Origin of the sequence: Nocardia sp. SYP-A9097, from assembly GCF_009649815.1 — a bacterium.
Lineage (GTDB): Bacteria > Actinomycetota > Actinomycetes > Mycobacteriales > Mycobacteriaceae > Nocardia.
Genome location: NZ_WJIC01000001.1, coordinates 653,811 through 677,653, shown reverse-complemented (window position 1 = coordinate 677,653; position 23,843 = coordinate 653,811). Strand labels below are relative to the sequence as shown.

At 65.2% G+C, this 23,843-nt stretch carries 22 protein-coding genes; 12 read left to right on the top strand and 10 right to left on the bottom strand.

Features of this window, described 5'->3' with window-relative positions; genetic code table 11:
• Positions 1-2: 2 nt before the first annotated feature.
• Both dhaM and GFY24_RS03020 read left to right on the top strand, forming a co-directional pair.
• Positions 3-728, top strand: coding sequence for a dihydroxyacetone kinase phosphoryl donor subunit DhaM (gene dhaM / locus GFY24_RS03025; protein ID WP_309230374.1), 726 nt, complete (start codon positions 3-5; stop codon positions 726-728).
• A gap of 56 nt (positions 729-784) precedes the next feature.
• Entirely contained in the window at positions 785-1,537 is a 753-nt protein-coding gene (locus GFY24_RS03020; RefSeq protein WP_153803344.1) for an isocitrate lyase/phosphoenolpyruvate mutase family protein, read from the top strand.
• A gap of 10 nt (positions 1,538-1,547) precedes the next feature.
• On the opposite strand, the gene GFY24_RS03015 is transcribed toward GFY24_RS03020, so the two are convergent.
• The 3 genes from GFY24_RS03015 to GFY24_RS03005 form a co-directional block, all read right to left on the bottom strand.
• Positions 1,548-2,579, bottom strand: a complete 1,032-nt coding sequence (locus GFY24_RS03015) for a beta-ketoacyl-ACP synthase 3 (protein ID WP_309230373.1) — start codon at positions 2,577-2,579, stop codon at positions 1,548-1,550.
• Complete coding sequence (locus GFY24_RS43265; protein ID WP_309230372.1) at positions 2,576-4,420, bottom strand: ThiF family adenylyltransferase; 1,845 nt, start codon at positions 4,418-4,420, stop codon at positions 2,576-2,578. Before GFY24_RS43265 ends, GFY24_RS03015 begins: the two co-directional genes overlap by 4 nt.
• Before the next feature lie 713 nt (positions 4,421-5,133).
• On the bottom strand, positions 5,134-6,294 hold the full coding sequence (locus GFY24_RS03005; RefSeq protein WP_194852716.1) for a helix-turn-helix domain-containing protein: 1,161 nt from the start codon (positions 6,292-6,294) through the stop codon (positions 5,134-5,136).
• 126 nt (positions 6,295-6,420) lie between these two features.
• On the opposite strand from GFY24_RS03005, the gene GFY24_RS40960 reads away from it, so the two are divergent.
• Positions 6,421-6,588 carry a hypothetical protein gene (locus tag GFY24_RS40960; RefSeq protein ID WP_194852715.1) on the top strand — a complete coding sequence of 56 codons (168 nt, stop codon included), beginning with the start codon at positions 6,421-6,423 and terminating at the stop codon, positions 6,586-6,588.
• 2 nt (positions 6,589-6,590) lie between these two features.
• Positions 6,591-6,935: a hypothetical protein gene (locus GFY24_RS03000; protein WP_153803342.1), complete on the top strand. Its 345-nt coding sequence runs from the start codon at positions 6,591-6,593 to the stop codon at positions 6,933-6,935.
• Here GFY24_RS03000 and GFY24_RS02995 read toward each other — a convergent pair whose 3' ends face one another.
• The 4 genes from GFY24_RS02995 to GFY24_RS02980 all read right to left on the bottom strand — a co-directional run bounded on the left by GFY24_RS02995 (position 6,936) and on the right by GFY24_RS02980 (position 12,682).
• Positions 6,936-7,712, bottom strand: coding sequence for an HAD family hydrolase (locus GFY24_RS02995; protein ID WP_153803545.1), 777 nt, complete (start codon positions 7,710-7,712; stop codon positions 6,936-6,938).
• Between the two features lie 41 nt (positions 7,713-7,753).
• Positions 7,754-10,288, bottom strand: coding sequence for a phosphoribosyltransferase domain-containing protein (locus GFY24_RS02990; protein WP_309230371.1), 2,535 nt, complete (start codon positions 10,286-10,288; stop codon positions 7,754-7,756).
• Positions 10,285-11,442, bottom strand: coding sequence for an HpcH/HpaI aldolase/citrate lyase family protein (locus GFY24_RS02985; protein WP_153803543.1), 1,158 nt, complete (start codon positions 11,440-11,442; stop codon positions 10,285-10,287). Before GFY24_RS02985 ends, GFY24_RS02990 begins: the two co-directional genes overlap by 4 nt.
• 94 nt (positions 11,443-11,536) lie before the next feature.
• Positions 11,537-12,682 (bottom strand): hypothetical protein, encoded by a 1,146-nt coding sequence (locus GFY24_RS02980; protein ID WP_309230370.1) that lies wholly within the window; start codon positions 12,680-12,682, stop codon positions 11,537-11,539.
• Between the two features lie 262 nt (positions 12,683-12,944).
• On the opposite strand from GFY24_RS02980, the gene GFY24_RS02975 reads away from it, so the two are divergent.
• Both GFY24_RS02975 and GFY24_RS02970 read left to right on the top strand, forming a co-directional pair.
• Positions 12,945-13,520, top strand: a complete 576-nt coding sequence (locus GFY24_RS02975) for a TerD family protein (protein WP_153803341.1) — start codon at positions 12,945-12,947, stop codon at positions 13,518-13,520.
• Positions 13,521-13,657: 137 nt separating this feature from the next.
• Positions 13,658-14,734, top strand: coding sequence for a DUF475 domain-containing protein (locus GFY24_RS02970; RefSeq protein ID WP_375335988.1), 1,077 nt, complete (start codon positions 13,658-13,660; stop codon positions 14,732-14,734).
• 9 nt (positions 14,735-14,743) lie between these two features.
• Here GFY24_RS02970 and GFY24_RS02965 read toward each other — a convergent pair whose 3' ends face one another.
• A complete protein-coding gene (locus tag GFY24_RS02965) occupies positions 14,744-15,706 on the bottom strand; it encodes a DUF389 domain-containing protein (protein WP_153803340.1) in 963 nt (320 codons plus the stop codon).
• Positions 15,707-15,760: 54 nt separating this feature from the next.
• Positions 15,761-16,678 (bottom strand): DMT family transporter, encoded by a 918-nt coding sequence (locus tag GFY24_RS02960; RefSeq protein ID WP_228565906.1) that lies wholly within the window; start codon positions 16,676-16,678, stop codon positions 15,761-15,763.
• Between the two features lie 85 nt (positions 16,679-16,763).
• Between GFY24_RS02960 and GFY24_RS02955 the strand changes: the two genes are divergently transcribed.
• The gene (locus GFY24_RS02955; protein WP_153803339.1) at positions 16,764-17,321 is read left to right on the top strand and encodes an ABATE domain-containing protein; all 558 of its coding nucleotides are present in this window, start codon (positions 16,764-16,766) and stop codon (positions 17,319-17,321) included.
• Here GFY24_RS02955 and GFY24_RS02950 read toward each other — a convergent pair.
• Positions 17,318-18,721 (bottom strand): glycosyltransferase 87 family protein, encoded by a 1,404-nt coding sequence (locus GFY24_RS02950; protein ID WP_153803338.1) that lies wholly within the window; start codon positions 18,719-18,721, stop codon positions 17,318-17,320. The genes GFY24_RS02955 and GFY24_RS02950 overlap by 4 nt on opposite strands.
• 170 nt (positions 18,722-18,891) lie before the next feature.
• On the opposite strand from GFY24_RS02950, the gene rpsF reads away from it, so the two are divergent.
• The 5 genes from rpsF to dnaB all read left to right on the top strand — a co-directional run bounded on the left by rpsF (position 18,892) and on the right by dnaB (position 23,770).
• Entirely contained in the window at positions 18,892-19,182 is a 291-nt protein-coding gene (gene rpsF / locus GFY24_RS02945) for a 30S ribosomal protein S6 (RefSeq protein ID WP_297614012.1), read from the top strand.
• Between the two features lie 104 nt (positions 19,183-19,286).
• On the top strand, positions 19,287-19,862 hold the full coding sequence (locus tag GFY24_RS02940) for a single-stranded DNA-binding protein (RefSeq protein WP_153803336.1): 576 nt from the start codon (positions 19,287-19,289) through the stop codon (positions 19,860-19,862).
• 55 nt (positions 19,863-19,917) lie between these two features.
• Positions 19,918-20,169 (top strand): 30S ribosomal protein S18, encoded by a 252-nt coding sequence (rpsR, locus tag GFY24_RS02935; protein ID WP_067567655.1) that lies wholly within the window; start codon positions 19,918-19,920, stop codon positions 20,167-20,169.
• Positions 20,170-20,186: 17 nt separating this feature from the next.
• Positions 20,187-20,642 (top strand): 50S ribosomal protein L9, encoded by a 456-nt coding sequence (gene rplI, locus GFY24_RS02930; RefSeq protein ID WP_153803335.1) that lies wholly within the window; start codon positions 20,187-20,189, stop codon positions 20,640-20,642.
• A gap of 482 nt (positions 20,643-21,124) precedes the next feature.
• Positions 21,125-23,770 (top strand): replicative DNA helicase, encoded by a 2,646-nt coding sequence (gene dnaB / locus GFY24_RS02925; protein ID WP_153803334.1) that lies wholly within the window; start codon positions 21,125-21,127, stop codon positions 23,768-23,770.
• Positions 23,771-23,843: the final 73 nt, after the last annotated feature.

Below are 23,843 nucleotides of genomic sequence, written 5' to 3'. Positions count from 1 at the left end.
TGGTGGTCGTCTCCCACAGCCGCCCCCTCGCCAGAGCCGCCATAGCCCTGGCCACCGAACTCCTCCCCACCCAGCCGGTCCACATCGAAATGGCCGCGGGCTCATACGAAAACACCCTCGGCACCGACGCGGTCGCGGTAGCGGAGGCCATCACCGCCGCCGACAGCGGCGACGGCGTCCTGGTCCTCATGGACCTCGGCAGCGCCATACTCTCCGCCGAAACCGCCCTGGAACTCCTGGAATCCCCAGTCCGCGTGCGCCTCTGCGCCGCCCCGTTCATCGAGGGCCTGATAGCCGCCCTGGCAACAGCCGGCGCCGGCACAGACCTGGAAGAGGTCGCCCGGGAAGCAGAAAAGGCCCTCGACGCCAAACGCGCCCAACTGGGCGACGAGCACACACCCCCAGCCGAACCACCTCCCCTCACAACGCAACACACAACCGGCCGGCACACCGTCTCGATCTTCGAAGTCACCAACCCACACGGCCTACACGCCCGCCCCGCCGCCGAACTCGTTGCGGCCCTGCGCGATCTGGACGCCCACATCGAGCTCCGCAATGCCACAACCGGGGCGGGACCGATACCGGCGGACAGCCTCACCCGGCTGCTGACCCTCAATATCCTTCCGGGCCAGCAGTTGGAGGTAACCGCGTTCGGTCCCGACGCGACCGACGCGACCGAGGTGGTGCGTTCATCGGTCAGAGGCGGCAGTTACCCGGGGCCTACCTAGCCGGGCCGAAAGCCCCCCGCGTTTCGCGGATCGGATGGGAGGAGCAGGATCGAGGGATGACGCTGAAGGAACAAGCTGACACGTTTCTCGCTCTGCATCAGCCGGGGAATCCGGTGATTCTGCCGACCGTTTGGGATGCCTGGTCGGCGAAGCTGGTGCAGGAGGCCGGGTTCGCGGGGATCACTGTCGGGAGCCATCCGCTGGCCAATTCGCTCGGGAAGCAGGATCGGGAAGGGATGACCTTTCCCGAGGTGACCGCTCGGATTCGGGAAATCACTGCCGCCGTGAGCATTCCGGTGTCGGTGGATATCGAATCCGGGTATGCGCAGAAGCCGGCCACCCTCATCGAGGGGCTCCTCGAGGCCGGGGCGGTGGGGCTCAATATCGAGGACACCGTGCACAGTGAGGGCGGGCGACTGCGGGAGCCGCAGGAGCATGCGGATCTGGTGGGAGAATTGCGGTCGGCCGCGGATGCGGCGGGCGTGCACTTCGTGGTGAACGCCCGCACCGATGTGTTCCTGCGGCCCGATACCGGAACCCCGGCCGAACGGCTCGACAGTGCGCTCGAGCGGTTGCGGCTGGCCGCCGCGGCCGGGGCCGATGTGCTGTATCCGGTGGGGCGGCACGAGCCCGAGGTGCTGCGCCGCCTCACCGGTGAACTGCCGTTGCCGATCAACTCGATCGGGATTCCCGATCAGGGTGGGCGCGCCTACTTCGCCGAATTGGGTGTTGCCCGAGTGAGTTTCGGACCCTTCCTGCAGAACGCGCTCACCGAATACGCCGATGGCCTGTTCGGCCCCTGGCGCTGAATCGATTCCGTCAGGAGTGCCGGAAACACAGTGTGCCCCACTGGAATCCGGCACCGATGGCGGAGAGTAGATAGGTATCGCCCGCGCCGACCCGATGCTCGGTGCGGGCTTGATGCAGCGCGGTGAAGACTCCGGCCGAGCCGGTATTGCCGAGCCGGTCGAGGGTGACGGGGGCTCGATCCATCGGCACTCCGAGTTCCGCCATGGCCGCGTTGAGAATATTCAGGTTGGCCTGGTGCAGGAAGAAGTGGTCGATCTCGGCCACCGTCAACCCGGCGCGGTCGACGGCGGTTCGAATACTGTGTGGGAGACGGCTTGTCGCGGTCTCCCAGACGGCGCGGCCGTCCATCTTCAGGTAGTGCGTGCGATCCGCGACGGTGTCCGCACTGGTCGGCAGGCGAGATCCGCCCGCCGGAATCTCCACGTCATAGGAGAGTTTCGAGCCGAAGTCCCAGGAGAGCAGGCCCGCCCCGGATGCGGCCCCACGGGTGAGGACGACGGCTCCGGCGGCATCACCGAAGAACACGCCGGTCGTCCGCTCGCGTGGATCGGTGACCCGGGACGCGCAGTCCGCGGCGATCACCAGCACCGCGCGCGCCGACACCTTCAGCAGATGTGCCGCGAGCAGAATCGCTTGCAGCCCATTGGCGCACGCCGCCTGGGTGACGTCCAGCGGCAGTGCCCGTTCCGCGCCGAGTTGTGCCTTGACGATCAGCGCGGTGGACGGCAGGGGCTGATCGCCGGTATAGGACGCCACGATGACGGCATCGAGATCGCTCGCCGCGAGCCCGGCATCGAGCAGCGCCGGGCGAGCCGCGGCGACACACATATCCGAGACCGCTTGATCGGGGGCCAGTCTCCGCCGTTCGCGGATACCCGTCCGACGGACAATCCATTCGTCGGTGGTATCGAGTGTCTCGGTCAGCTGCCCGTTGGTGACGACGGTCTCCGGCAGGTGAATTCCACTGCCCACCACCGTAATCGGGATGGCCATGCGGACATCGACCGCACAGTTACCGACCGCCTCCTCCAGCCCGTTCACCGGGTCGCCGCGAATGCCGCGGTATTGCGGTCGGGTGCGATCAGCTCGGCCAGGTCCACATAGAACCTGCCCGATTCGCAGTCCTCGCCGAGAAGAATGCGCCGGGCCGCCTCGGTGACCAGCGCGCCGCCGAGCGCCACATCGGAGGCGAGCTGCGGCCAACTGCTCAGTGTGCGGCCGATTTCCGGGAAGGCCGCGGCCAGCTGCGGGCTGATGCGCTCGGCGTCGACCATGGCGAGAATGAGTTCGGCGCGCGCCGCGGCGGTCAGGCCCGCCAGTTCGGCGGCGCGGGTGTCGCCGAGCCTGCCGTGCAGCAACGGTCGATCCGGTTCCAGATCGAAGCGCTCGATATCGAGCATGCCGCGGTCATTGCAGTCCATGAGCACCGGAATGCCCAGTGCCCGTGCGTACTCGCGGGCGGCGAGCTTGATGTACGGGGTGTCGCATTCCTCCACGAGCAGATCGATCGGGGACTCGCCGCCGCGGAAGAACTTGTCCATGGTGTCATCGGTGAGACCCTCGGGCAGGATCTCGACATCCAGGTAGGGGTCGATCTCGTAGAGCTGACGGGCACAGAGCACCGCCTTGCCGACCCCGATATCGTGCACGCCCGCGCGCAGCCGGTTCATATTCGACAGGCTCAGTTCGTCGAAGTCGGCGAGCCGGAACGCACCGCCCACCCCTTCCAGGGCGAGGGTGACGGCGGCGCTACTGCCCACCGACAGCCCGATCACCCCGATGCGACGGCCGAGCAGTCGGCGCTGTTGCGGGCGCTGGATCTTCTCCCGATTGCGGTCGGTGCGCACCAGGCGGAACTCCTCGCGCGGCAGCACGTGCACCAGCCGGCCCGACCACGGGTACCAAGCCCACGCACCGTACGACCAGGGCGCGGCGCCGGCGAGCTGTTCGGTTACCTTGTCCGCCAATTCGATATCGGTGAATCGGCGGTGCGGTTCGCGGCTGCGGATCAGTTCGATCAGCTGCGTATCGATGGTGTCGTGGACCTCGGTGACATCGTCGGATTCGAGCAGGGCGCCGAAGGCCACGCGGTCGTCGGCATACCTGGGTTCGAACAGCATCGGACGCCAGCAGTCGCCCGCACCGGTGCGGATTGTGCGCAGCGACCGCGGCTCGGGGTGGGACTCGGCCTGTTGGGAGATCCACGCGCCCCCAACTGCGGCGACCAGTGCGGGGAAGTTCGCGGACCAGAGGGCGACGAGATCGGCGTATTCCGCTGCGCCCCTGTCGGTCCGGTGCACCAGGATGACGACGTTCTCGGTGTATTGCTCCACATATCGGCGGGTGCCGGGTACCGGGTGGAAGCCGAAGCGGCCGTGGAATCGGTCCTGGCCGTCCTTCGTACCCGAGGTTCCGATCATGATCTCGGCGCCCAAATGGTGTGCGGCGCCGATGGCGACGGCATTCAGATGAACACCCAAACCGAGTTTGCGAGATCGTTGCTCAACCACCAATCGGCTGTGTTCGAAGACCACGTTCGGCTCGACGCCCTCGGCGGCGAGCACCCTGCGATATTCGGCGTCGCCGAGGAAGACACGCGACTGGAACAGCGCGCCCGTGACGGGCGTGGAGAGCCTGATATACCCGAGCGGTTCACCGTCGGGATCTCGCCTGGCGATGAAATGCCAAGCGCCGTAATCCAAGTCCTGGTCGTCGCGAAGCGACCCGTCGTCGGCGCGGAAGTCCGGGCGTCGGCCGTGGTCGTAGAGGATACGGGCGCGCAGTTCACGCACCCGACCCACCAGACCCTCGTGACCGACGCCGTACCGCGGCACATTGAAGGCCGAAATATGCCATTGCGCAGGAGCATTGGCGTCGTCCACGGAACCGTCCCGGGTCGTCCGAGGTCCACCGGAGAATGCCACGCAGAATTTCCCTTCCGAGTGCAGGATTTTGAGATCGTGTGGGACGCGATCGGTGCCGGAAGTTGAATCTGAAGGCTGAATCGGCAAGTACCGAAACACGTTTGCTGAAGGTTAGCAGGACGTGTTTGGGTACCCTGGATTGGACGCGGCCACCGGCGCGTGCCGAACTCCGCAGTCTGATTACACCCGCGCGGACACGGCCGTTGGGAACCAGCAGAGAATCTCTTCACCCGCGAGGATTCCCGCGGATGTGGTGCTGGTGAGATCGGGAGCGATCCACCCGAGCTGTTTCAGCTCACCGCGCCGGGAACGAATGGCATCGGCGGTGCGCGGCAACCTGCGTCGAGTGCATCGACAACAGCCGGGTCCGCGGCCGGCGAACTGGCCCCCACCGACCGATACCATCGGAATTCTGGATCAGTGCAAACTCGCCAACTTCACCGAATCAGGTTGAGCCCGAGTAGGTTTCGGACCATCGCCTATAGAATGCCCGCACCGAACGCGCCCAACAAGCTCATCGCACCCTGGTACTGAGCCCCCGCTGCGGGGCGGTCCGGCCTGAGCGGTCAAAATCTCTGCGTAGATACGCAAATCCGCCCTCCCAGCCCGAACTCTGACCGCGCAGGCCGGTTTCACCTTCTTGAACAGTGCGCGCAAGCCAGAGTGTGAAGTCAGTCCTTGAGACCCGCGTAGTTGGACAGGGCGCGCAGGCCGTTGGAGGCGCGGCGCTGTTGTTCGGCGGTTGCCTCCAGTGTCGTCTTCACCGCACGCGCGTTGCGGAAGTATTCGGGGGCAATGGATCTCGCTTCCTGCAAGGCATCCACCGCGTCGTCGGGTTTGCCGGCCGCCAGGTGTGCGCGGGCGGTGTCGAGCCAATAGTGGGCGCTGCGTTCGCGCGGAAATTCGGCGGGCAGTCGAACTATTTTGGCGATTTTCTGGGCCTCTGCGACGCGACCGAGATCCACTGCCGCATTCAGTTCCCATAGTCGCAGATTGGTCGGCCCGACGATCGTGCCGAGCACTTGACGATCTCCGACCCGCTCCGCCAGCCCACCGGCCGCGCCGAAATGGGTATCGGTGGTGTCACTGTCACCCGCGAGACAGGCAAGCCCCGCACGGCGCATGTGCAGCGCACACAACACCGCTGCTGCTGTGTCGTCGGCGGCATAGGGTTCGATATCCGCGATGGTGCGGTCGGTCAGCCGAATTGCCTGTGCCGTGGCTCCGATCCGGGCGAGCGCCGCGGACTTCACATATTGGGTTGTCGCCAGCAATAAGGGATCAGCGGAACGCTCGGCGGCCCACACCATCCGATCGGTTGCCAGCATGGATAGGTCGTTGTGACCGAGTTTGTGAGACAGCGTATTTGCCGCCCGGTACACGCTGGTCAACAGCACGTAGGCGGGAGCACCATCCCGCTCACCGGCGACCAGGAGCTGCTCGGCGAGATCGGGTAGCACCTTGGTGAGCTTCGCGTACGCGGCGGCATGCCGCCAGCGCACAACCTGCTCGACCAGGGGACGCAACTGTTCGAGGGAGTCCGGCTCGAGAGACGGCAGCAGATCGGTGGACGCGAGCACACGGCGCACCGCCGGAATCGTGCCGTCGAGGCGCGGCCGTTCATTGTCGATGCCGTAGATCAGGTCCGCTTCCACGCCGAGCGCGTTGGCCACCGCCCCGATCCAGACCGAAGAGGCCGCGGCGGCGCCTGTCTCAACCTTCGCCAGCCGGTTCTTGCTCACGCCCGCGGCCATGGCGAGTTTGGTTTGCGTCATTCCACGCAGCTTGCGGTACTTCGCGATTCGCCGACCAGGGTGTTCGGGCTCCAGCATGCAGCCAACGCTACCGGCAAAATGTTGCCCTTGAGAGGGCAACTTCAGGGCATCTTCATGACCTGATTCGTGCGTAGCGTCACAGGTGGATCGATGTTGGGGAATTCGAGGACCGGGAGGCACCTGATGGAAACCGTGATCACCATGCTGTTCATTGCCGCGGTACTGCTCGTGACCGGGCATCCGTTCCGGGGTGGGGCGCATGCGGCGCACCGGGTTCGGGGGCTACCGGTTTCGGTGATTCAGGCTCGGCTCACTCGGGAGCGCGGCGCCGTGCCGGTTCGGGGGTGGTGAGGATGTTGGAGATTCCCACTGCCATCGGGTATTTGCGGAGCGATATCTCGGGGGTGCGGCAATCCTGGGATGAGATCCGCATGCGCAGTATGGCGGCACGACTGGGCTACACATTGGCGAAAACCGTTGTGTTCGGGCTTTATACCGATGAGCCGGTGCAGCGGCTGATCGATGTGGTGCGGTCGGTGGATGCCGAGGCGGTGATCGTGCCGAGCCTCGAGCATCTGGGCGGGGTCGTCCCGAAGCCGCTGTTGGCGGTGGCCGACACGATCACCGTCGATCCGCAGGAAACATTCGCCCGCTGGATCATTCCGCCCGAAGCGGCTGCCGATATAACAGCTCGATAGTCACTCGAACGCGTTGGTGAACCAGTCGAGGATCTCCTCGCCGGCACGAATACCGGAGGCCGCGGTGACCGTCAGATTGGGGTGGGTCCAGGCGAGTTCTTCCAGTTCGCCGTGGCGGGGCCGGATGGCGGCGTGGGCCGCGCGCAGCATCTCGGCATCGAGAGCACCGTCACCCGCCGCGAGCAACCGGGCAGAACTATCCAGGTCGCCCGAATTCTCCAGGCGGCGACGGACTTCCGCCACCGTACGACTCTTACAGACCGCGTTCGGCATGGTGTAGATCTTGCGGCCCTGTTGGGAGGCGGACCAGCCGCGCGGGCGGCACCAGGCATCCCACTCGGCGAGGAAGTCCGCGGGCAACGCCGCGAGATCGACCACCAGGTAGCAGAAGAGTTCATCGGCGACCCGATACTTCAGCACGAAGGAATCGTCTGTGCGCGAATGCAATTCGGCACTGATCTCGGCGAGCGAGGCGCTGGTGGCGCGGACGTCACGGTCCAGGGCCGCCCGCCATTCGGCATCGGGTTGACCGTTGTCGAGAATGTTCCCGCCATTGGTGGTGACGGCATACCGCCAGGGTGCGCCGGGCAGCTGAATCCTGTTGAACTGCTCGATGGTTCGGGTGGTGGTGGGGATAACCACCGCCATCTCCGCGAGCGCCTTCAGGCGGTCCGCCGCCGCGGCCGTCATATAGGAGAGCGGTTCGCCGTCCAGGTGTTCCACACAGACGGTAGACAGGTCCGGCACCGTCCCGAAGGCATTGCGGGAGTAGATCATCGTGCGATCGAGATCGGTGGCGATCAGCGTTCGGAAGCCGGTCACTGGTCGCTCACATCCTTGATCAGGCCCATGCACGCGTAAGCGAGGTCGGGGACCACTTCGACGGGCACGTCGCGCGCCGCGGCGAGCATACGGATGTGCGCGTGCTCGGGCGCATCGGCGTCGCGTACCAGCACCCGCCAGGGCAGGCGGCGCAACAGCACCCGGGTCGTCTCTCCCACACCGGGTTTCACGAAATTGACGCTGGATATCCCGTACTCCGCGCGCACCTTCTCCACCGAAGCCCAACCCGCCCAGTCGGGCGTCCGGTCCGAACGCTGGATCGCGGCCAACTGCTCGGCGATCCAGGGTCGCACGGTGTCGAACTGCACGCTGACCGCATCCACCAGGCGCGCGGAGACATCCTCGCCCGCCAGCTCCCGATAGAACTTCGCACCGTGGAAATCGCGCGGGCCGATCAGGGTGTCATTGAGCACCGTGCGCGAAACCAGTCCGGAGACAGTGGAATTCAGGCATGCGGAGGCGATGAGAAAGTCGTCGCGAGTGCCGTAGGTGCGAACACAGCTGCCCGGGTCGGCGAGCACCACCAACTCGTCGTTGAACCGCGCACCACCGGCCGCATGGTAAGCGTCGAGGGCTTCGCCGAGTTCACGGGTGATCGCACCCTTGCCGGTCCAGCCGTCGACGAACACGATGCTCGACGGATCATGATGCCGCGCAAGATAATCGAGCGCTACCGAGTCGATACCCCGATCCCTGACGATCGACACCGCGTAGTGCGGAACCTCGAGTCCCCGGGTTCGCAACCACCGGCGCATCAGGACTCCGACCGGCGTGCCGGCCCGGGCCAGCGACACCAGCACGATGTTCTCGCCGCGCTCGGCGACCACCAGTTCCGAGACGGTCGCCACCGCCGACGCCAGTCGCTCCGCACTCTCGGCGAGCACCTTGTCGAACAGCTCCCGATACGCGGCATCGGGCTGATACTCCACCGGCAACGACTCGGCGTAGTGCGCGGCGCCGGATTGAATGCGCCGTTCCCGTTCGGCCACATCGGCTTCCAGATCCACGGCGGACAGATCCTTCAGCAACCATGCCACCTCGTCCGGGGCATACGAGCCGAACTCCGGACCGCGCAGTGGCGGCGGAAGCGCGGGAAGCACAGCGGCCACCGCGTCACCGGATCCGATTCCCGGCACGGTGTTCGATCCGCCGATACCGGCGGCCGTGCGCACGGCCGCGAGCCGTCGCGGGTCCGCACCGCGCAACACCGCCAGCACCACATCGGCCCCCGAGGCGGTCAGCACGTCGAGCAACCCGCCTTCGGCGGTGAGGCGATCGGTGTCGGCGGGTTCATCGGCGATCACCAGCAGGATCGGCTCGGCCGCACCCGGCTCCGGCCAATGCGCGTTGTACAGATAGCGCGATGACTCCTCACCGGATTCCGGTGCGATGAAACGGAATCCGCGCCGCAGCGGATACCCGGGCTCGTCCAGGACATACGCCGGTGACCGGGTGGTCGTCTGATACCGAGTCGGCACCCCGCCCTCGGCGAGGGCGGCGGCCAGCCGCAGCGGCAGATACATGAACTCCTCGTGCGCGAGCACCACCACCGGGCGGCCGAGCGAGCCGTCCGCAGACCGCGCTTCGGTCTCCCACGGCAGGGCGTGCAGCTCATGACGGAGCGTTGTCGCGGCGTCGGTGACGGCTGATTCGAAGTCGGCGATGTCGGAGTTCAGAATGCCGTGCCGGCCGCCTTCGGGGACGGTCTCCGGCCAGGGCAGCGCTATCCGGGCCACCCGGCCTCGTACTGCCGCGGCCGGGTTGAGTTGCGGATCCGGCAGTGCGGCAACGGAATCGACCAGGTCGGCGGGGAGCAGGGTTTCACCGGAGGCGAGGCAGACCGTGTCGATACGGACGCCGAGGTCGAGTGCGGCGGCGTCGAATGCGATGCGGTCGGCCGCGGTTCGCATGTCGACCAGGGACGCCAGCACGTAGTGGGGGCGCGGGTTGAAGGCGTGCAGCGCGCGGATGGCGTCCAGAGCCGTTGCACCGGTGGAGATTTCGTCGTCGACGAGAACCATCGGCAGCTGGTTGCGGAAGATCCCGGCGGGCGCGGGTTGCAGCATGTGCGAGGTGGCGTGCGAATGGCCCTCCTCGAATCCGGTGAGCACCTCGGCGGTGGGCACGGTGCGGCGCGTCGAGTGCAGGTAACACCGCGCCTGAATGCGCGCGGCCACACAGTGGCCGAGTCCCGTTGCGGTTTCCGCGAATCCGAGCACGATGACGGGGCCGTCGATCTGCTCGCGAACCAGATCGCCGAGCCGATTTCCGGCCTCGATCACGCGATGCGGATCGGTCGGCAGATGCTTACCGAGCACGGTGGATACCAGCAGATGCCCGCGCCGCGGATTACGGCGCAGCCCGGGCTCGATGAGCTCGGCGATCTGCCACTCGCCGGGCAGCACGTACGAGTTCCCGTGGCGGAGTCCGAGGCCCAGTTCGCGGGTCGCCCAGGGCGCGGCGGTCAGGACGCCCTCGGCGGTCACGGTGCCTTCAGAACCCGAGCTCACGATGCCACCAGCACTTTCAATAGATCCACGAAGGAGACGCCCTTATTGGTGACTCCGAAAACTCTTGCGCGCAGGATGGTTTGGTGAGCCCAGCTGCGGTGCGGTTTCATCTCGTTCATTTTGTTGCGGTACTCCGAGGCCGCTACGCCGCCGCAGTCCTCGCGCAGGATGTCGAGGGCGTCGGAGTACTCCTCGTGGGTGACCACGGAGAGAGCGTGCACCACCGCGACGTGTGAGGGGTGGATGACGGTCTTGCCCTGAATGCCGTTGGCGCGGTCCAGGGTTATCTCGCGCAGCAGGCCGTCCAGGTCGCGGCTGACCAGGTATTCCCGGAACGGCACCGCGTCCGAGTCGGCGAAGGGTGAGGTGCGCAGTTGCGGGCGGAACATACGCTCGTGGTCGGCGAAGTACTCCCAGACCGGCCCGGTGATGGTGAATCCCGTTCCGTCCGTTCGCCCGAGGTAGTTCACGATATCGGCGATGACATCGGCGACCACGCGCACGTCGTAGATGGTCAGATCGCGATCGCGTCGAATTCCGAAGGTGGAGCACATATCCGTGGCTCCGATGCGCACCGCGAGCACGCTGTCGCGGCGGGCGGTGAGCAGGTCCTGGATGCGATGCAGCTCCAGATCGCGGGTCTGCCGATGCACCAGCGCGGGCGATTCCAGCACGGGCATACCGAAGACGGTGCGCCCCAGCACTTTCGACGCCTCGTCCAGCGCGTCGAGGTATTTCGCCCCCGAGGTGCTGTCGAATTTGGGGAAGACGAAGCCGGTGAGCACGCGCGCTCCGGGCCCGATGGCGGAGACGATCTCACCGATGGTCTCGGCATCGCGCACGCGCACGAACAGCAGCGGATACGCGGCGATCCCGCTGCCGAGTTCGTCCAATGTCGTTGCGGCCTGCTTCTTTCCGAATTCCAGGTCGTGGTCGGCGACGGCATCCTCGAGGTCGATGACCATGGAGCAGACCCCGCGTGCGGCCCGCCGCTGGATGGTGACGGTGAGGTCGGCGCGGGTGGCGGGGACGTACAGCGTCGCGCCCAAGGCCATCGCGAGCAGGTCGCGGTCGCCGGACTCGCCGAAGGGTTCGGGCAGTCGGTGGAAGAGCAGTCGCAGTTCCGGCCCCGGCACCTGCGGGAAGTGACGCATGGGGAAGCGTTTGTGCAGGGATACGGGGGCGACTTCCGGATAGGTGCTGATAATCGCGGTCATCGTCGCCCGTGCCTCCTACTGATCGGTCGTTTTATCTATCGGTACTTCGCATTCGATCTACAACACCCGCTATGAACGCCGAGATGGCATCCAGTTCGGAGATATACGCCCAATAGTCCGGATGTGGGCCGGTGAGCCCGGCGACCACCCGATCCAGGCGTTCGGACTGGGCATCCAGTACCGAACCCCACTGCGGGACGAGGCCGTTGTTCACCGCCAGCATCTGCGCGTCACGCAGTTTGAACCGAACGGTTTTGGCCTTCTCCTGTGGCTTCTCGCGGACCTCGCGTAACAGTGTCAACCGGTCGGTGACAGCGTCGGCCTGCTCCTCTGCGGAGGCGAGGTGCCCGCGGGCGGATGTGGTCAATTCAAGCGTTTGCTCCGGGTCGTTGTGCTGCAATGCGGCCCGGGCCCGGGACAGATCCGCGGCTGCGGCGTCGATGGCTCGGTGGGCTTGCCGCTCATTGTTCGCCAAATCCGCCGAACTTGCAGCGTTGAACTCTCGGAGCAGGGCAGACAGCGCCGGCGTGAGTCGCTCGGTGCGATGCTGGGCGGCCGCCAGCCGAGTACCCGCGGATGCGAGGGCGGTAGTTGCCGAATGCTGTTTGCCCGGTGCGTCTTCCAGTGCCCTTGACAGCGCACGGGTGCGGTTCTCCAACTCCGTCGCGGCCTCGCGCGTGGCGCCTACCCCGGCACTCGTGGCGGCCTCCAGTGTGACGAGGCCCTCATCGACCGCGGCCTTGCACAAGATCACCGAGGAATAGCCGGAGAACGGTGAGGCGTCGGCGGCCTGCCGCGCCTGCCGCGCCGCCGACCGCACCTGCGCCACCAACTGCGGCACCGTCCCGTACACCGCGACCGCGTGCTCGAGATGCGCCTGATTACCGCGATAGAACTCGTCCACTCCGCGCGCCGCATCGGCGAGTTTGCGTACCTGACCATCGATTTCGGCCCGCGGGACCGTGCCACCGTCACGTTCGGCCTGGTCGAGACGTTCGTTCAGGGCCAGATAGGAGCCCGCCGCGTCATAGCAGCGGGCCCGCACGCGATCCCACTGCGCGGCCATCCCGCGCTCGGGAAATACCTGCGCGGAGGCCGCGACGGCATTCTCGGCAATGCTCTGCCGGGTGTCCATGTCCAGGAAGGCGGCCGTCAGCGCCGTCCGGGCCTGTTGCACCCATGCTGTGTCCCGAGGGGTCCGGAACCATCCGCGTCTACGGCCTGCCACGCCCCGATGTTAGGTGCACGTTCACACTGCGGGCGACTGTGACGATCAACCCGGTGACATGTCGCGCGACAGGCCGATGCCCGGGGATGTCCTCGGTTTGTTCATGCACAAGCCAGGGGAAAACTACTAGGGTCGTACCTGCGGACCCGGCAATTCGGACATGCCGCGCTACAAGAACGTTTGAACGCTTTCCAACGGAAGGGATTCCCGCATGGGTGTCAGTTTGTCCAAGGGCGGCAATGTTTCGCTGACGAAGCAGGCCCCGAACCTCACCGCCGTGTCGGTCGGCCTCGGCTGGGACGTGCGGACTACCACCGGGACCGACTTCGACCTGGACGCGAGCGCCATCGCCACCGGCGCGGACAAGAAGGTGGTGTCGGACAAGCACTTCGTGTTCTTCAACAACCTGACCTCGCCCGAAGGCTCCATCGTGCACACCGGCGACAACCTCACCGGTGAAGGCGAAGGCGACGACGAGATCATCAATGTCGATCTCGCGGCCACCCCGCCCGCCATCGAGTCCATCTTCTTCCCGGTCTCGATCTACGAGGCGGATCAGCGCGGCCAGAGCTTCGGCCAGGTCCGCAATGCGTACATCCGCGTGCTCGACCGCGCCAATGGCGCCGAGCTGGCCCGCTACGACCTCAGCGAGGATGCCTCCACCGAGACCGCCATGGTCTTCGGCGAGCTGTACCGCAACGGCGCCGAATGGAAGTTCCGGGCCATCGGCCAGGGCTACGCCTCGGGCCTGTCGGGCATTGCCCGCGACTACGGCGTCAACGTCTGATCGAATAGCTCGACGCGCCAGAGGGGCTCAGCAACCCGGGCCCCTCCTCGTGCGAGCATTCCCCGATTCACAACGATTCCGGCACTACGAAAGGCCCCCTAGCGGTGCGTATTTTCGGCCTATCCATCATCGTCTCGGTGCTGTCTCTGATAGCGGCATTCGTGTACGGCGGTCCGACAGCGCTGGCACTGTGCGCCATCCTGGGCATCCTCGAGGTGTCGCTGTCGTTCGACAACGCAGTCATCAATGCCAGTGTCCTGCAACGGATGAGCGAATTCTGGCAGAAGATCTTCCTCACCGTCGGCGTCGTCATCGCCGTCTTCGGTATGCGCCTGGTCTTCCCGCTCGCCATCGTCTGGATCACCGCGGGCCTGAACCCCGGTCGCGCGTTCGACCTGGCGATGAACCCGCCCGCGGACGGTGCGCTCACCTTCCCCGACGGCAGCGCCTCCTACGAGAAACTGCTGACCGACGCGCATCCGCAGATCGCCGCCTTCGGTGGCGCGTTCCTGCTGCTGCTGTTCCTGAACTTCATCCTCGACGACCACGAGATCACCTGGCTCGGCTGGATCGAACGGCCGCTGGCCAAGCTCGGCAAGCTGGACATGCTCTCGGTGGTACTCACCCTCGGCGCGATTCTCATCGCCGCGGAGATCATCGCCGACGCGGATGACCGTGGCACCGTGCTGATGTCGGGCGTGCTGGGTGTGATCACCTACATCGTGGTCGACGGCCTCGGCTCGATGTTCCACACCGAGGACCTCGAAGAGGGCGGCGAATCCGGCCCCGGCGGCCTGGTCAAGGCCACCGGCAAAGCGGCATTCTTCCTGTTCCTGTACCTGGAAGTACTCGACGCCTCGTTCTCCTTCGACGGTGTCATCGGCGCGTTCGCCATCACCTCGGACCCGATTCTGATCGCCCTGGGCCTGGGCCTGATCGGCGCCATGTTCGTCCGCTCCATCACCGTGTTCCTGGTCCGCAAGGGCACGCTGTCGGAGTACGTGTACCTGGAGCACGGCGCGCACTGGGCCATCGGCGCACTGGCGATCATCCTGCTGGTCTCGATCGGCGTGCACGTCAACGAGATCGTCACCGGTCTGGTCGGTGTCGCGTTCATCGGAGCGGCGTTCATCACCAGCATCATTCGCAATCGGAGGCTCGACGATGACGAGTCCAAAAGCGTGAGCAGTGAGGAACCGACACCGGTCGGCTGAACCCGGCGGTCAGAGCATGCGGCGCGGGATGACCATGTGTCGAGCGCGCCGCACCGACACCCGCGCCCACACCAACTGCTGAACGGCCAGTGTGGCCCAGCCGGCCAAAGCCATTCCGGCGATATTCAGGAACAGCTGCGCCACACTGCCCCAGATGGTCGAACCATTGCCGAAGGCGATACCCAATGCGATATTGCCCGCGGCGGGGACCGTGGTGACCGAGATGAAAACCCCTGCCAGGCCAACGGATTTCGCCGAGGTGATGGACAGGACACCGGCCGCGCCCGCGATTACCGCGACAATGAACGACCACTTGTCCGGCGTGTAGATGAATGCCGTGCCGGGGCGCGGGCCGACCACATCCCCGAGGGTGACCCAGCCCAGCGCGCGGGCGATCAGCGTCAGCACGATGGTGACCGCGATGGCGGTCACGAAACCCGTGACCAGCGTGCGAATCGCCAACCGCAGCAGGATGAAACGCCGGCGAACCAATGCCACGCCCAAGGCCGCGATCGGACCGAATTCGGGGCCCAGCACCATGGCTCCGACGGTCAGAATCTGCGAATCGGTAATGATGGCGATACTGGCGATGACGGTCGCCAGCGTCAGAAAACTCAGGTAGGACCAGTTCAGTTCGGTGTCCTCATAGGACCGCTGGGTCACCTCCGCCCACACCACCGCATCCGAGCTACTGCCGGGCGTGCGGATCTCGGCCTCGAAACCCCTGCGCGACAACCAGGTTCCGACCTGCTCGATCTCGATACTGCCGTCCCGGTGCACCTTCAGTGCGCGCAGGCGGTCGATCACATCGTTGGCGGCCTCGCGGGCCACCTGGGCGGTGATCACATCCCCGGGCGGACGCACGGCCGCGCCGCGGAAAACGGCGAGACCCGTGACCGCCTGATCGCATTCCAGCGCGGCGAGCACATCGTCGGTCATGGTGGCGGGAGCCATAATCCGCAGGTGCAGCATGCGCACAGTCTGCCGTGCGCGCGCCCGCACTGTCCCTTCCCGACACGCAATCGGTCAGGCGCGGGCGAGTTCGGGCCGCCCGACAGCCGGGACCAGCGCCTCGGATGTCGCGCCCGACGGTGTCCGGCGGGAGGCGAGCACCATCCCGAGGATGCCGACCGCGAGCCCGGCAATTGTCATGGGGTGCAGCGGTTGTGCGATGAACAGCCAAGCCAGCACCGCGGTGGTGACCGGCGTCGCGAAGAACAGCCTGCCGACCCGGGTGGCGTCCCAGCGGCGCAGCATGGCGTTCAACAGCAGGAACGCGCCCATGGAGTTGATCAGCACCATCCAGGTGAGCGCGCCCGCGAAACGACCGGGATCGCTGATATGGAAATTGCCGCTCAGCAGGACGAGGAGTCCGGCGAAGGGGGCGCTGAACAGTTGATGCACGGCGGTGGCGGCACGCGAGTCCACGGTGGGGGTGAACTTCTTCTGGTAGACCGTGCCCAGGCTCAGGCCGAGCAGGCCGATCACGCACAGCAGCAGGCCCAGCCAGGTGAAATTGGATTGATCGCTGACCGCCAGGGCGACGCCGAGACCGCCGACTCCGAATCCGAGCCATTGCCGCCTGCTGATGTGTTCACCGAGTACACCCGAGAACAGCGCTATGACAACGGGATTCAAGCCCTGCACCAGGGAGATGACGGCCGCGGAGACGTGCTCACCCATAGCGGTGTAGAAGGCGCCGAACTGCACGATCTGCATGAGCAGGCCGGCGACCATCACATGGCGTAGTTGCCTGCCGCGGGGCCAAACCGCGTGCACCGCAAGGCCGTACAGCACCAGTAGCGGACCGGCGACGGCGTAGCGGCCGAGTAGCACCACCATCGGCGGGGCCGCGCCGACGCCGATGATTCCCACGATGAACGCACTGCTCCACATGAGTACGAACGCGGGCTGTGCGACCCCGTTCATGAGCCGGTCCTGCATCGGTATCTCCGTTCGAGTAACCCCTTAAGACGGTTATTACCCTGCGCTTGTCGATGTAACCTGTCAAGGGGGTTATTGTGAAGACATGTTCACCTTCGTCAGCGGCAATCTCGCCCTGGACTTCATCGGCACCGTGAAGGCCCGGCGCGGACGCTTCGAGGACACCCTCGAAACACCCGCCGACCTGGGCACATGGGCGGTCGCCGCGAACCTGCTGGATAGCGCGCCGGACGCGGACGCCGCCGAACTGGCACGCGCGACACGACTACGCGAAGCCACCTGGCGCATGGCACTGGCGGTCATTCACGACGAGACCATTGCCGAATCGGATCGTCGGCTCGTCAACGAAATCGCCCGCGGCACAACGCCCGGCGTCGAACTCTCTGCCGACGGAGGGATATCGCGCAGCGGCACAGGCGAATCCGTGCTCGCCGCCATCGCCCGATCGGCCATCGAATTGGTAGGCGGCGCGGACCGGAATCGGGTCCGCGAATGCGGGCGCGAGGACTGCACTCGCCTCTACGTCGACACCTCACGCGCGGGTTCGCGGCGCTGGTGCGATATGACCGTGTGCGGAAATCGCGCGAAGAGCGCGGCATTTCGCGCCCGCAAGCCCGAAATCGATTCAGCGACAGCGCATTAGAGCGCCGAGTACGCCAATACCGGTGCCGGATCCCGCTCGAATCCGCCTGCCTCGCTATCCCTCACCCGCGGCTTGGCCCGGATGAACAGGAAGAAGAACACCACCAGCAGCACCGCCCGGCCCCACACCCCGAACTGCACCACATTCTCGGTCACCTCGGCGGAGTGCCCCGAACCGAGTGTGTAGAAGTACCGGAACACCCCGATCCCGATCGCGGCGTCGGCCAGCAGATACGCCCCGACCAGCGTCCACGGCACCTCCAGGAGCACCAGGAACGGGATCAGCCACAGCGTGTACTGCGGCGAATGCACCTTGTGGAACAACAGGAATCCGCACAGCATGGCACCGCTCACGCCGATCCACGGGTACAGCCCGGTGACCGCGAACCGCCGCCAGCCCAGCCAGGTCGCCACCGCGAAAGCGACCATGATCAGCAGCGGAGAGGCCACGGACACCACGTCCTGGAAGGTCGCCTCCGCGGCGGGTGTGCTGCCGAACAGTGGGCGCAAACCCCAGTACCAGATCGAATTCGTGGTGATATCAGCCTGCCGCAATTGCTGGAAGGTGATCGACGCCCGCCAGCCCTCATATCCCGCCAGCGCGAACGGCAGATTGATCGCCGCCACCGTGACCAGGGCGGTTCCGGCCACCGCGAACGCGCCCCGCACATCGAAAGGACGCGGTGAACGCGCGTCCACACCCGGCTCCGGCTCGCCGACCAGCACATGTAAAAGCAAGGGCAGCACGAAGATTCCGGGATACAGCTTCAGACAGAAGCCGATACCCAGCAGTACCGCCGCGGCAATTGCCCTGGCCCGCAACGAATATCGGGTCATAACCGTCACGGTGTACGCCGCGCCGACCGCCGCGCACACCACCGGCAGCTCCCAATTGTGGAAGGCGTACAGGATCAGTGGCGGCCCGGCCGCCCACAGCAGCGCCGCGCGACCGCCCATGCGGCCCAACATGTACGCGGTCAACAGCGCGAACGGAGCCAGCAGCAGCGCCGAGTGCAGCAGGAACGCGGCGTCATCATTCGCGCCGACCGCGCCCAGCCACATGAAAAGCCCACTCAGCACCGGATATTCGACCGCGCCGCCGGTGAGCGCGCCATCCGGGGTGATACCGCCACTCAGGTACGGGAAGACATGCTCATTGATATCGCGGCCCAGCCACAGGAACTGGATATCGGAATAGCAGACCGTCGAATCCTTCACCGAATCGAAGATGGTGCTGCGCCCGAATTCGTCGAACGGCGCGCCCGCGCAGCGCGCCTTGTTGAAGTAGGCCACCAATAATGTGACCGCGCACACCAGTACGGACACGAACGCGAACGACGACCACACCCCGCCCGCGCGACGGTCGGCGACCGGCTCACTGGCGACGGGTCGGTTCAGCATGGCCACCACCATAGGGCCAGCACCCCGATCCCGGCCCGTCAAACCCGTCGACCGAGCCGATTTCGCTGCTCACACCCCGTTCATGTAGCCTTGGCGGGTTGCTGACGCAACGAACCCTCCTGCCACGGATCGTCCGTGGCCGTTTAAGCCCATAGGAGGTGATGAGGTCCGTGCGTCATTATGAAGTGATGGTTATCCTCGATCCGAGTCTGGACGAGCGCACCGTTGGCCCGAACCTGAACACCATGCTCGGCGTGGTTGGTCAGGAAGGCGGCAAGGTCGACAACGTCGACATCTGGGGCAAGCGTCGTCTCGCTTACGAGATCGCCAAGCAGGCCGAAGGCATCTACGCGGTCGTCAAGCTGACCGCTGAGTCCGCGACTGTCAGCGAGCTCGATCGCCAGCTGGGACTGAACGAGTCGGTGCTGCGCACCAAGGTGCTGCGGCTCGGCAAGAAGTAGGTCCTGTCCTCCCGCATGTGCGCTCACAATGCGTCGGTCTGTGTCTCTAGGCTGGGCGCAACAGGCGAGTGCACTGCGGACTGCACCGGATAGCAGGAGGAACAATGGCAGCAGGCGACACGGTCATTACCGTCATCGGAAACTTGACGGCTGACCCCGAGCTTCGATTCACGCCCGCGGGAGCGGCCGTCGCGAACTTCACGGTCGCGTCGACTCCCCGTGTGTTCGACCGTAATACCAATGAATGGAAAGACGGCGAAGCGCTTTTCTTGCGCTGCAACATCTGGCGAGAAGCTGCGGAGAATGTCGCCGAGAGCCTGACCCGTGGATCTCGGGTGATCGTGAGTGGACGACTGAAGCAGCGCTCCTATGAAACCCGCGAGGGTGAGAAGCGCACGGTCGTCGAACTCGAGGTCGAAGAGGTCGGTCCGTCCCTGAAGTACGCGACCGCGAAGATCAACAAAACCACCCGTGGCGGTGGCGGCGGAGGATTCGCAGGTGGCGGCGGCGCTCCCCAGGGGGGCGGCGGTCAGGGCGGCGGCGGAGGTTTCTCCGGCGGAGGCAGTGGCAGTGGCGGAGGTCGTGGCGGCCAGAGTGCCGGCGACGACCCGTGGGGCAGTGCGCCCGCAGCCGGCTCCTTCGGGGGCGGGCAGCAGATGGACGATGAACCGCCGTTCTAGGCAACGGCTTTCGCAGGGAGCTTGAGAGCTCCCCCAGGATTACGGAGTAAAACCCATGGCCAAAGCACCGGCACGCGAGAAGGTGCTGAAGAAGAAGGCTTGTGCTTTCTGCAAGGAAGCCAAGACCGGCACCGTCAACATCGACTACAAGGACACCGCGCTGCTGCGCAAGTACGTGTCCGATCGCGGCAAGATCCGCGCGCGCCGGGTGACCGGTAACTGCGTGCAGCATCAGCGCGATGTGGCCGTTGCCGTCAAGAACTCCCGTGAGGTCGCACTGCTGCCTTACGTGTCCACGGCTCGCTGAGAAGGGAAGACACAGCAATGAAGTTGATTCTGACTGCTGATGTGGACAACCTCGGTGCGCCCGGCGACACCGTGGAGGTCAAGGACGGTTACGGCCGTAACTTCCTGCTGCCCCGCGGCCTGGCGATTGTCGCCAGCCGTGGCGCCGAGAAGCAGGTTGCCGGCATCCGTCGTGCCCAGGACGCGCGCAAGGTGCGCGACCTGGATCACGCCAACGAGCTGAAGCAGGCCCTCGAGGGTCTGACCGGCGTCGCGCTGTCTGTGAAGACCGCGGGCACCGGCAAGCTCTTCGGTTCGGTCACCACCGCCGACGTCGCCGCCGCCATCAAGGTTGCGGGCGGCCCGGTTGTCGACAAGCGCAGCATCGAGCTGCCGAAGGCTCACATCAAGAGCACCGGCAAGCACGGCGTCGTGGTGCACCTGCACCCCGATGTGGCTGCCAAGTTCGACCTGCAGGTCAACGCCGCCGAATAAGTTCGGCGCGAGCGGAGGCCGCCTTCGTACTTCTGGTGCGAGGGCGGTCTCCGATTCATTTCCGCTATGCACCGCTGTGTGATTCGCGGTGCTGTTTGCCGGGTTGTGGATGGTTGAGCAAACCAACCGCTCTCTTTGTGCAGCGGGTCACACGCCGGTGAAATACTGTTCACCGAACACGCCCGAAGGTGGACGGACGGCGACACGCCGGAGCAATTCGATCCACAGTTGCCAGCATTGAGAAATAGGCCACTACCTGGGCGTTGCGCGTCTCAGCCGAGTGTTGTCCCCAAGCTATCCACAGGGGGTGCACAACGGTTGGTGAACAACACCCACTTTGTCCACAGGTGTATGCACAGCTCGGTTTGTCGGTGCCTGTCCGGTCACCTAGGTTCACAGCGTGGCGGCCCGAATCTGTCGGTACGCAGGCGTAGAAACGGTGAGGAAATCGCTTCCGGGCCGGAAGAGGGAGGACGGTCGAAATGGCAGTCATCGACGATCGCGGCCATGACGATAACGGATCCTCCGAGTACCGTGAAGCCCCCGGTGAGGATTTCGGCCGCCAGCCCCCCCACGATATGGCCGCCGAACAATCGGTCTTGGGCGGCATGCTCCTGTCCAAGGACGCCATCGCCGACGTCATCGAGGTAATCCGCCCCGGCGACTTCTACCGCCCCGCCCACCAAGCCGTCTACGACGCCATCCTGGACCTCTACGGCCGCGGCGAACCCGCCGACCCCGTAACCGTCTCCGCCGCGCTGGATCGCAAAGGCGAACTCAAGCGCATCGGCGGCCCCCCGTACCTGGTCACCCTGACCCAAACGGTCCCCACCGCGGCCAACGCCGGCTACTACGCCGAAATCGTCGCGGAAAAATCCGTCCTGCGCCGCCTGGTAGAAGCGGGCACCCGCATCGTCCAATACGGCTACGCCGGCGCCGACGGCCAAGATGTAGCCGAGGTAGTAGACCGCGCCCAAGCCGAACTCTACGACGTAACCGAACGCCGCTCGAGCGAAGACTTCCTCCCCCTCGAAGAGCTGTTGCAGCCGACGATGGACGAAATCGACTCCATCGCCAGCCGCGGCGGCATTTCCCTCGGCGTCCCAACAGGTTTCACCGAACTCGACGAACTAACCAACGGCCTCCACGCCGGACAGATGATCATCGTCGCGGCTCGACCCGGTGTGGGTAAGGCGCTCGCACTCGACACCCCGCTGCCGACGCCGACGGGCTGGACCACCATGGGTGAGGTTCAGGTCGGCGATCTACTGCTGGACGCGAACGGTAATCCAACCCGTGTGGTGGCAGCCACCGAGATCATGTCCAACCGGCCCTGCTACGAGGTCGAATTCTCCGATGGCACAGTGCTTATCGCGGATGAGCAGCACCAGTGGCTGACCGAGACACGGGCGTCTCGACGGTCCGCGCAGGCCGCGGCGACCGGGTACAACCGAAATCGCAATCAACGAACGTTCGCCGAAGTTCGCACTACTGCGGAGATCTCGGCAACCCTGCGCTGTGACACCGCCGATCGGCGTCTCAATCACAGCGTGGTCAATGCCGCAGCGCTACAGCTGACGCAGCGCGATTTGCTGGTGCCGCCTTACACATTGGGCGCTTGGCTCGGTGACGGGACCTCCGCGGCCGCACAACTGACCACCGCCGATCCCGAGATCCTGCATCGTATCGAAAACGAGGGAATCGTTACGGTGCAATCGAAGTCGGCTGCACTGCGCTATTATCTGCAGCTACCTGCCGAAGCGGCGGTTCCGCCTCGTAACTGCGCAGTGTGCGGCACCAAGTTCGTCCCCTTCACCAGTGAAGTCCGAACCTGCGGACAGTCCTGTGGCGGCAAGGCCCGATTCGTTTCGGCACCTGTTCCCGCACCTGCCTGCGCCGTCTGCGGTGGCCCGTCCATCGGACTTCGCATGTGTCAGACCTGCCGCAACACGGTGGGATCGGTGCAGGCGCGACTTCGCACGATTGGCGTGCTCGGCGACAAACACATTCCGGTGGACTACCTACGCGCCTCCGAGACCCAGCGGCGCGCCATGTTGGCAGGTCTGCTCGACACCGACGGCACCGTGACCAAGGGTGGTTCGGTGCAGTTCGCGGTGACCAGTGAACGCCTTGCCCGCGACGTCGAGGAGTTGATCGTCAGCCTCGGTTACCGTTGCCAGCTCTCGACCAAGAGGGTTCGGGGTCGCACCGAACAATCGTCGACGGCATACACCCTGACTTTCGCGACCGAGGACGAAGTCTTCGGCCTGAGCCGAAAAGAACTGCTACACAAGAAGCGCCGCGGTGCGATCAATACCGCCCGTTCGAACTCTCGCTTCATTGTGGATGTACGCCCGATCGCGAGCGTGCCGGTCCGTTGTGTAGAGGTCGCCAACGCGGACCACCTCTATCTCGCAGGCCGCGCCATGGTGCCGACCCACAACTCCACGCTCGGTATGGATTTTATGCGGAGCTGCTCGATCAAGCACGGTATGGCGAGCGTTATTTTCTCCCTGGAAATGAGCCGCACCGAAATCGTCATGCGCCTCCTATCCGCCGAAGCGAAGATCAAACTCGGTGATATGCGTTCGGGTCGCATGAGCGATGACGACTGGACTCGACTGGCTCGCCGTATGAGCGAAATCAGTGAAGCGCCACTATTCGTGGACGACTCCCCGAACCTCACCATGATGGAAATCCGCGCCAAGGCTCGTCGGCTGAAACAGCGCCATGACCTGCGGCTCATCGTGGTCGACTACCTCCAGCTGATGAGTTCCGGTAAAAAGGTGGAATCCCGCCAGCAGGAAGTCTCGGATTTCTCCCGAAGCCTTAAACTAATGGCCAAGGAATTGGAAGTCCCGGTTATCGCAATCAGTCAGCTGAACCGTGGTCCAGAACAGCGAACCGATAAGCGACCAATGGTCTCCGATCTTCGCGAATCGGGCAGCCTCGAGCAGGATGCCGACATGGTTATCCTGCTCCATCGACCCGATGCATTCGAAAGAGATGACCCCCGCGGAGGCGAAGCCGACCTCATTGTCGGTAAACACCGTAATGGTCCGACTGCGACCATTACAGTGGCACATCAGCTGCACCTGAGCCGGTTTGTCGATATGGCCCGAGGCTGATCGCGGCAACTGTAGATTCTCGTTCCGCACTGCATCTCCTCACTCTCGGCTGCATGTGATCTTCACTCATGCA

Bases quoted from the DNA above. Each gene is read 5' to 3' on its own strand.
- rpsR (WP_067567655.1), top strand. From the start codon at position 19,918: ATGGCCAAAGCACCGGCACGCGAGAAGGTGCTGAAGAAGAAGGCTTGT.
- GFY24_RS03005 (WP_194852716.1), bottom strand. From the start codon at position 6,294: ATGCTGGAGCCCGAACACCCTGGTCGGCGAATCGCGAAGTACCGCAAG.
- GFY24_RS40960 (WP_194852715.1), top strand. From the start codon at position 6,421: ATGGAAACCGTGATCACCATGCTGTTCATTGCCGCGGTACTGCTCGTG.
- dnaB (WP_153803334.1), top strand. From the start codon at position 21,125: ATGGCAGTCATCGACGATCGCGGCCATGACGATAACGGATCCTCCGAG.
- GFY24_RS02975 (WP_153803341.1), top strand. From the start codon at position 12,945: ATGGGTGTCAGTTTGTCCAAGGGCGGCAATGTTTCGCTGACGAAGCAG.
- GFY24_RS02995 (WP_153803545.1), bottom strand. From the start codon at position 7,712: ATGATCTACTCCCGCAATGCCTTCGGGACGGTGCCGGACCTGTCTACC.
- GFY24_RS03000 (WP_153803342.1), top strand. From the start codon at position 6,591: ATGTTGGAGATTCCCACTGCCATCGGGTATTTGCGGAGCGATATCTCG.
- GFY24_RS02960 (WP_228565906.1), bottom strand. From the start codon at position 16,678: ATGCAGGACCGGCTCATGAACGGGGTCGCACAGCCCGCGTTCGTACTC.
- GFY24_RS02985 (WP_153803543.1), bottom strand. From the start codon at position 11,442: ATGCGTCACTTCCCGCAGGTGCCGGGGCCGGAACTGCGACTGCTCTTC.
- GFY24_RS02940 (WP_153803336.1), top strand. From the start codon at position 19,287: ATGGCAGCAGGCGACACGGTCATTACCGTCATCGGAAACTTGACGGCT.
- GFY24_RS02955 (WP_153803339.1), top strand. From the start codon at position 16,764: ATGTTCACCTTCGTCAGCGGCAATCTCGCCCTGGACTTCATCGGCACC.
- rplI (WP_153803335.1), top strand. From the start codon at position 20,187: ATGAAGTTGATTCTGACTGCTGATGTGGACAACCTCGGTGCGCCCGGC.
- GFY24_RS02965 (WP_153803340.1), bottom strand. From the start codon at position 15,706: ATGCTGCACCTGCGGATTATGGCTCCCGCCACCATGACCGACGATGTG.
- GFY24_RS03020 (WP_153803344.1), top strand. From the start codon at position 785: ATGACGCTGAAGGAACAAGCTGACACGTTTCTCGCTCTGCATCAGCCG.
- GFY24_RS02950 (WP_153803338.1), bottom strand. From the start codon at position 18,721: ATGCTGAACCGACCCGTCGCCAGTGAGCCGGTCGCCGACCGTCGCGCG.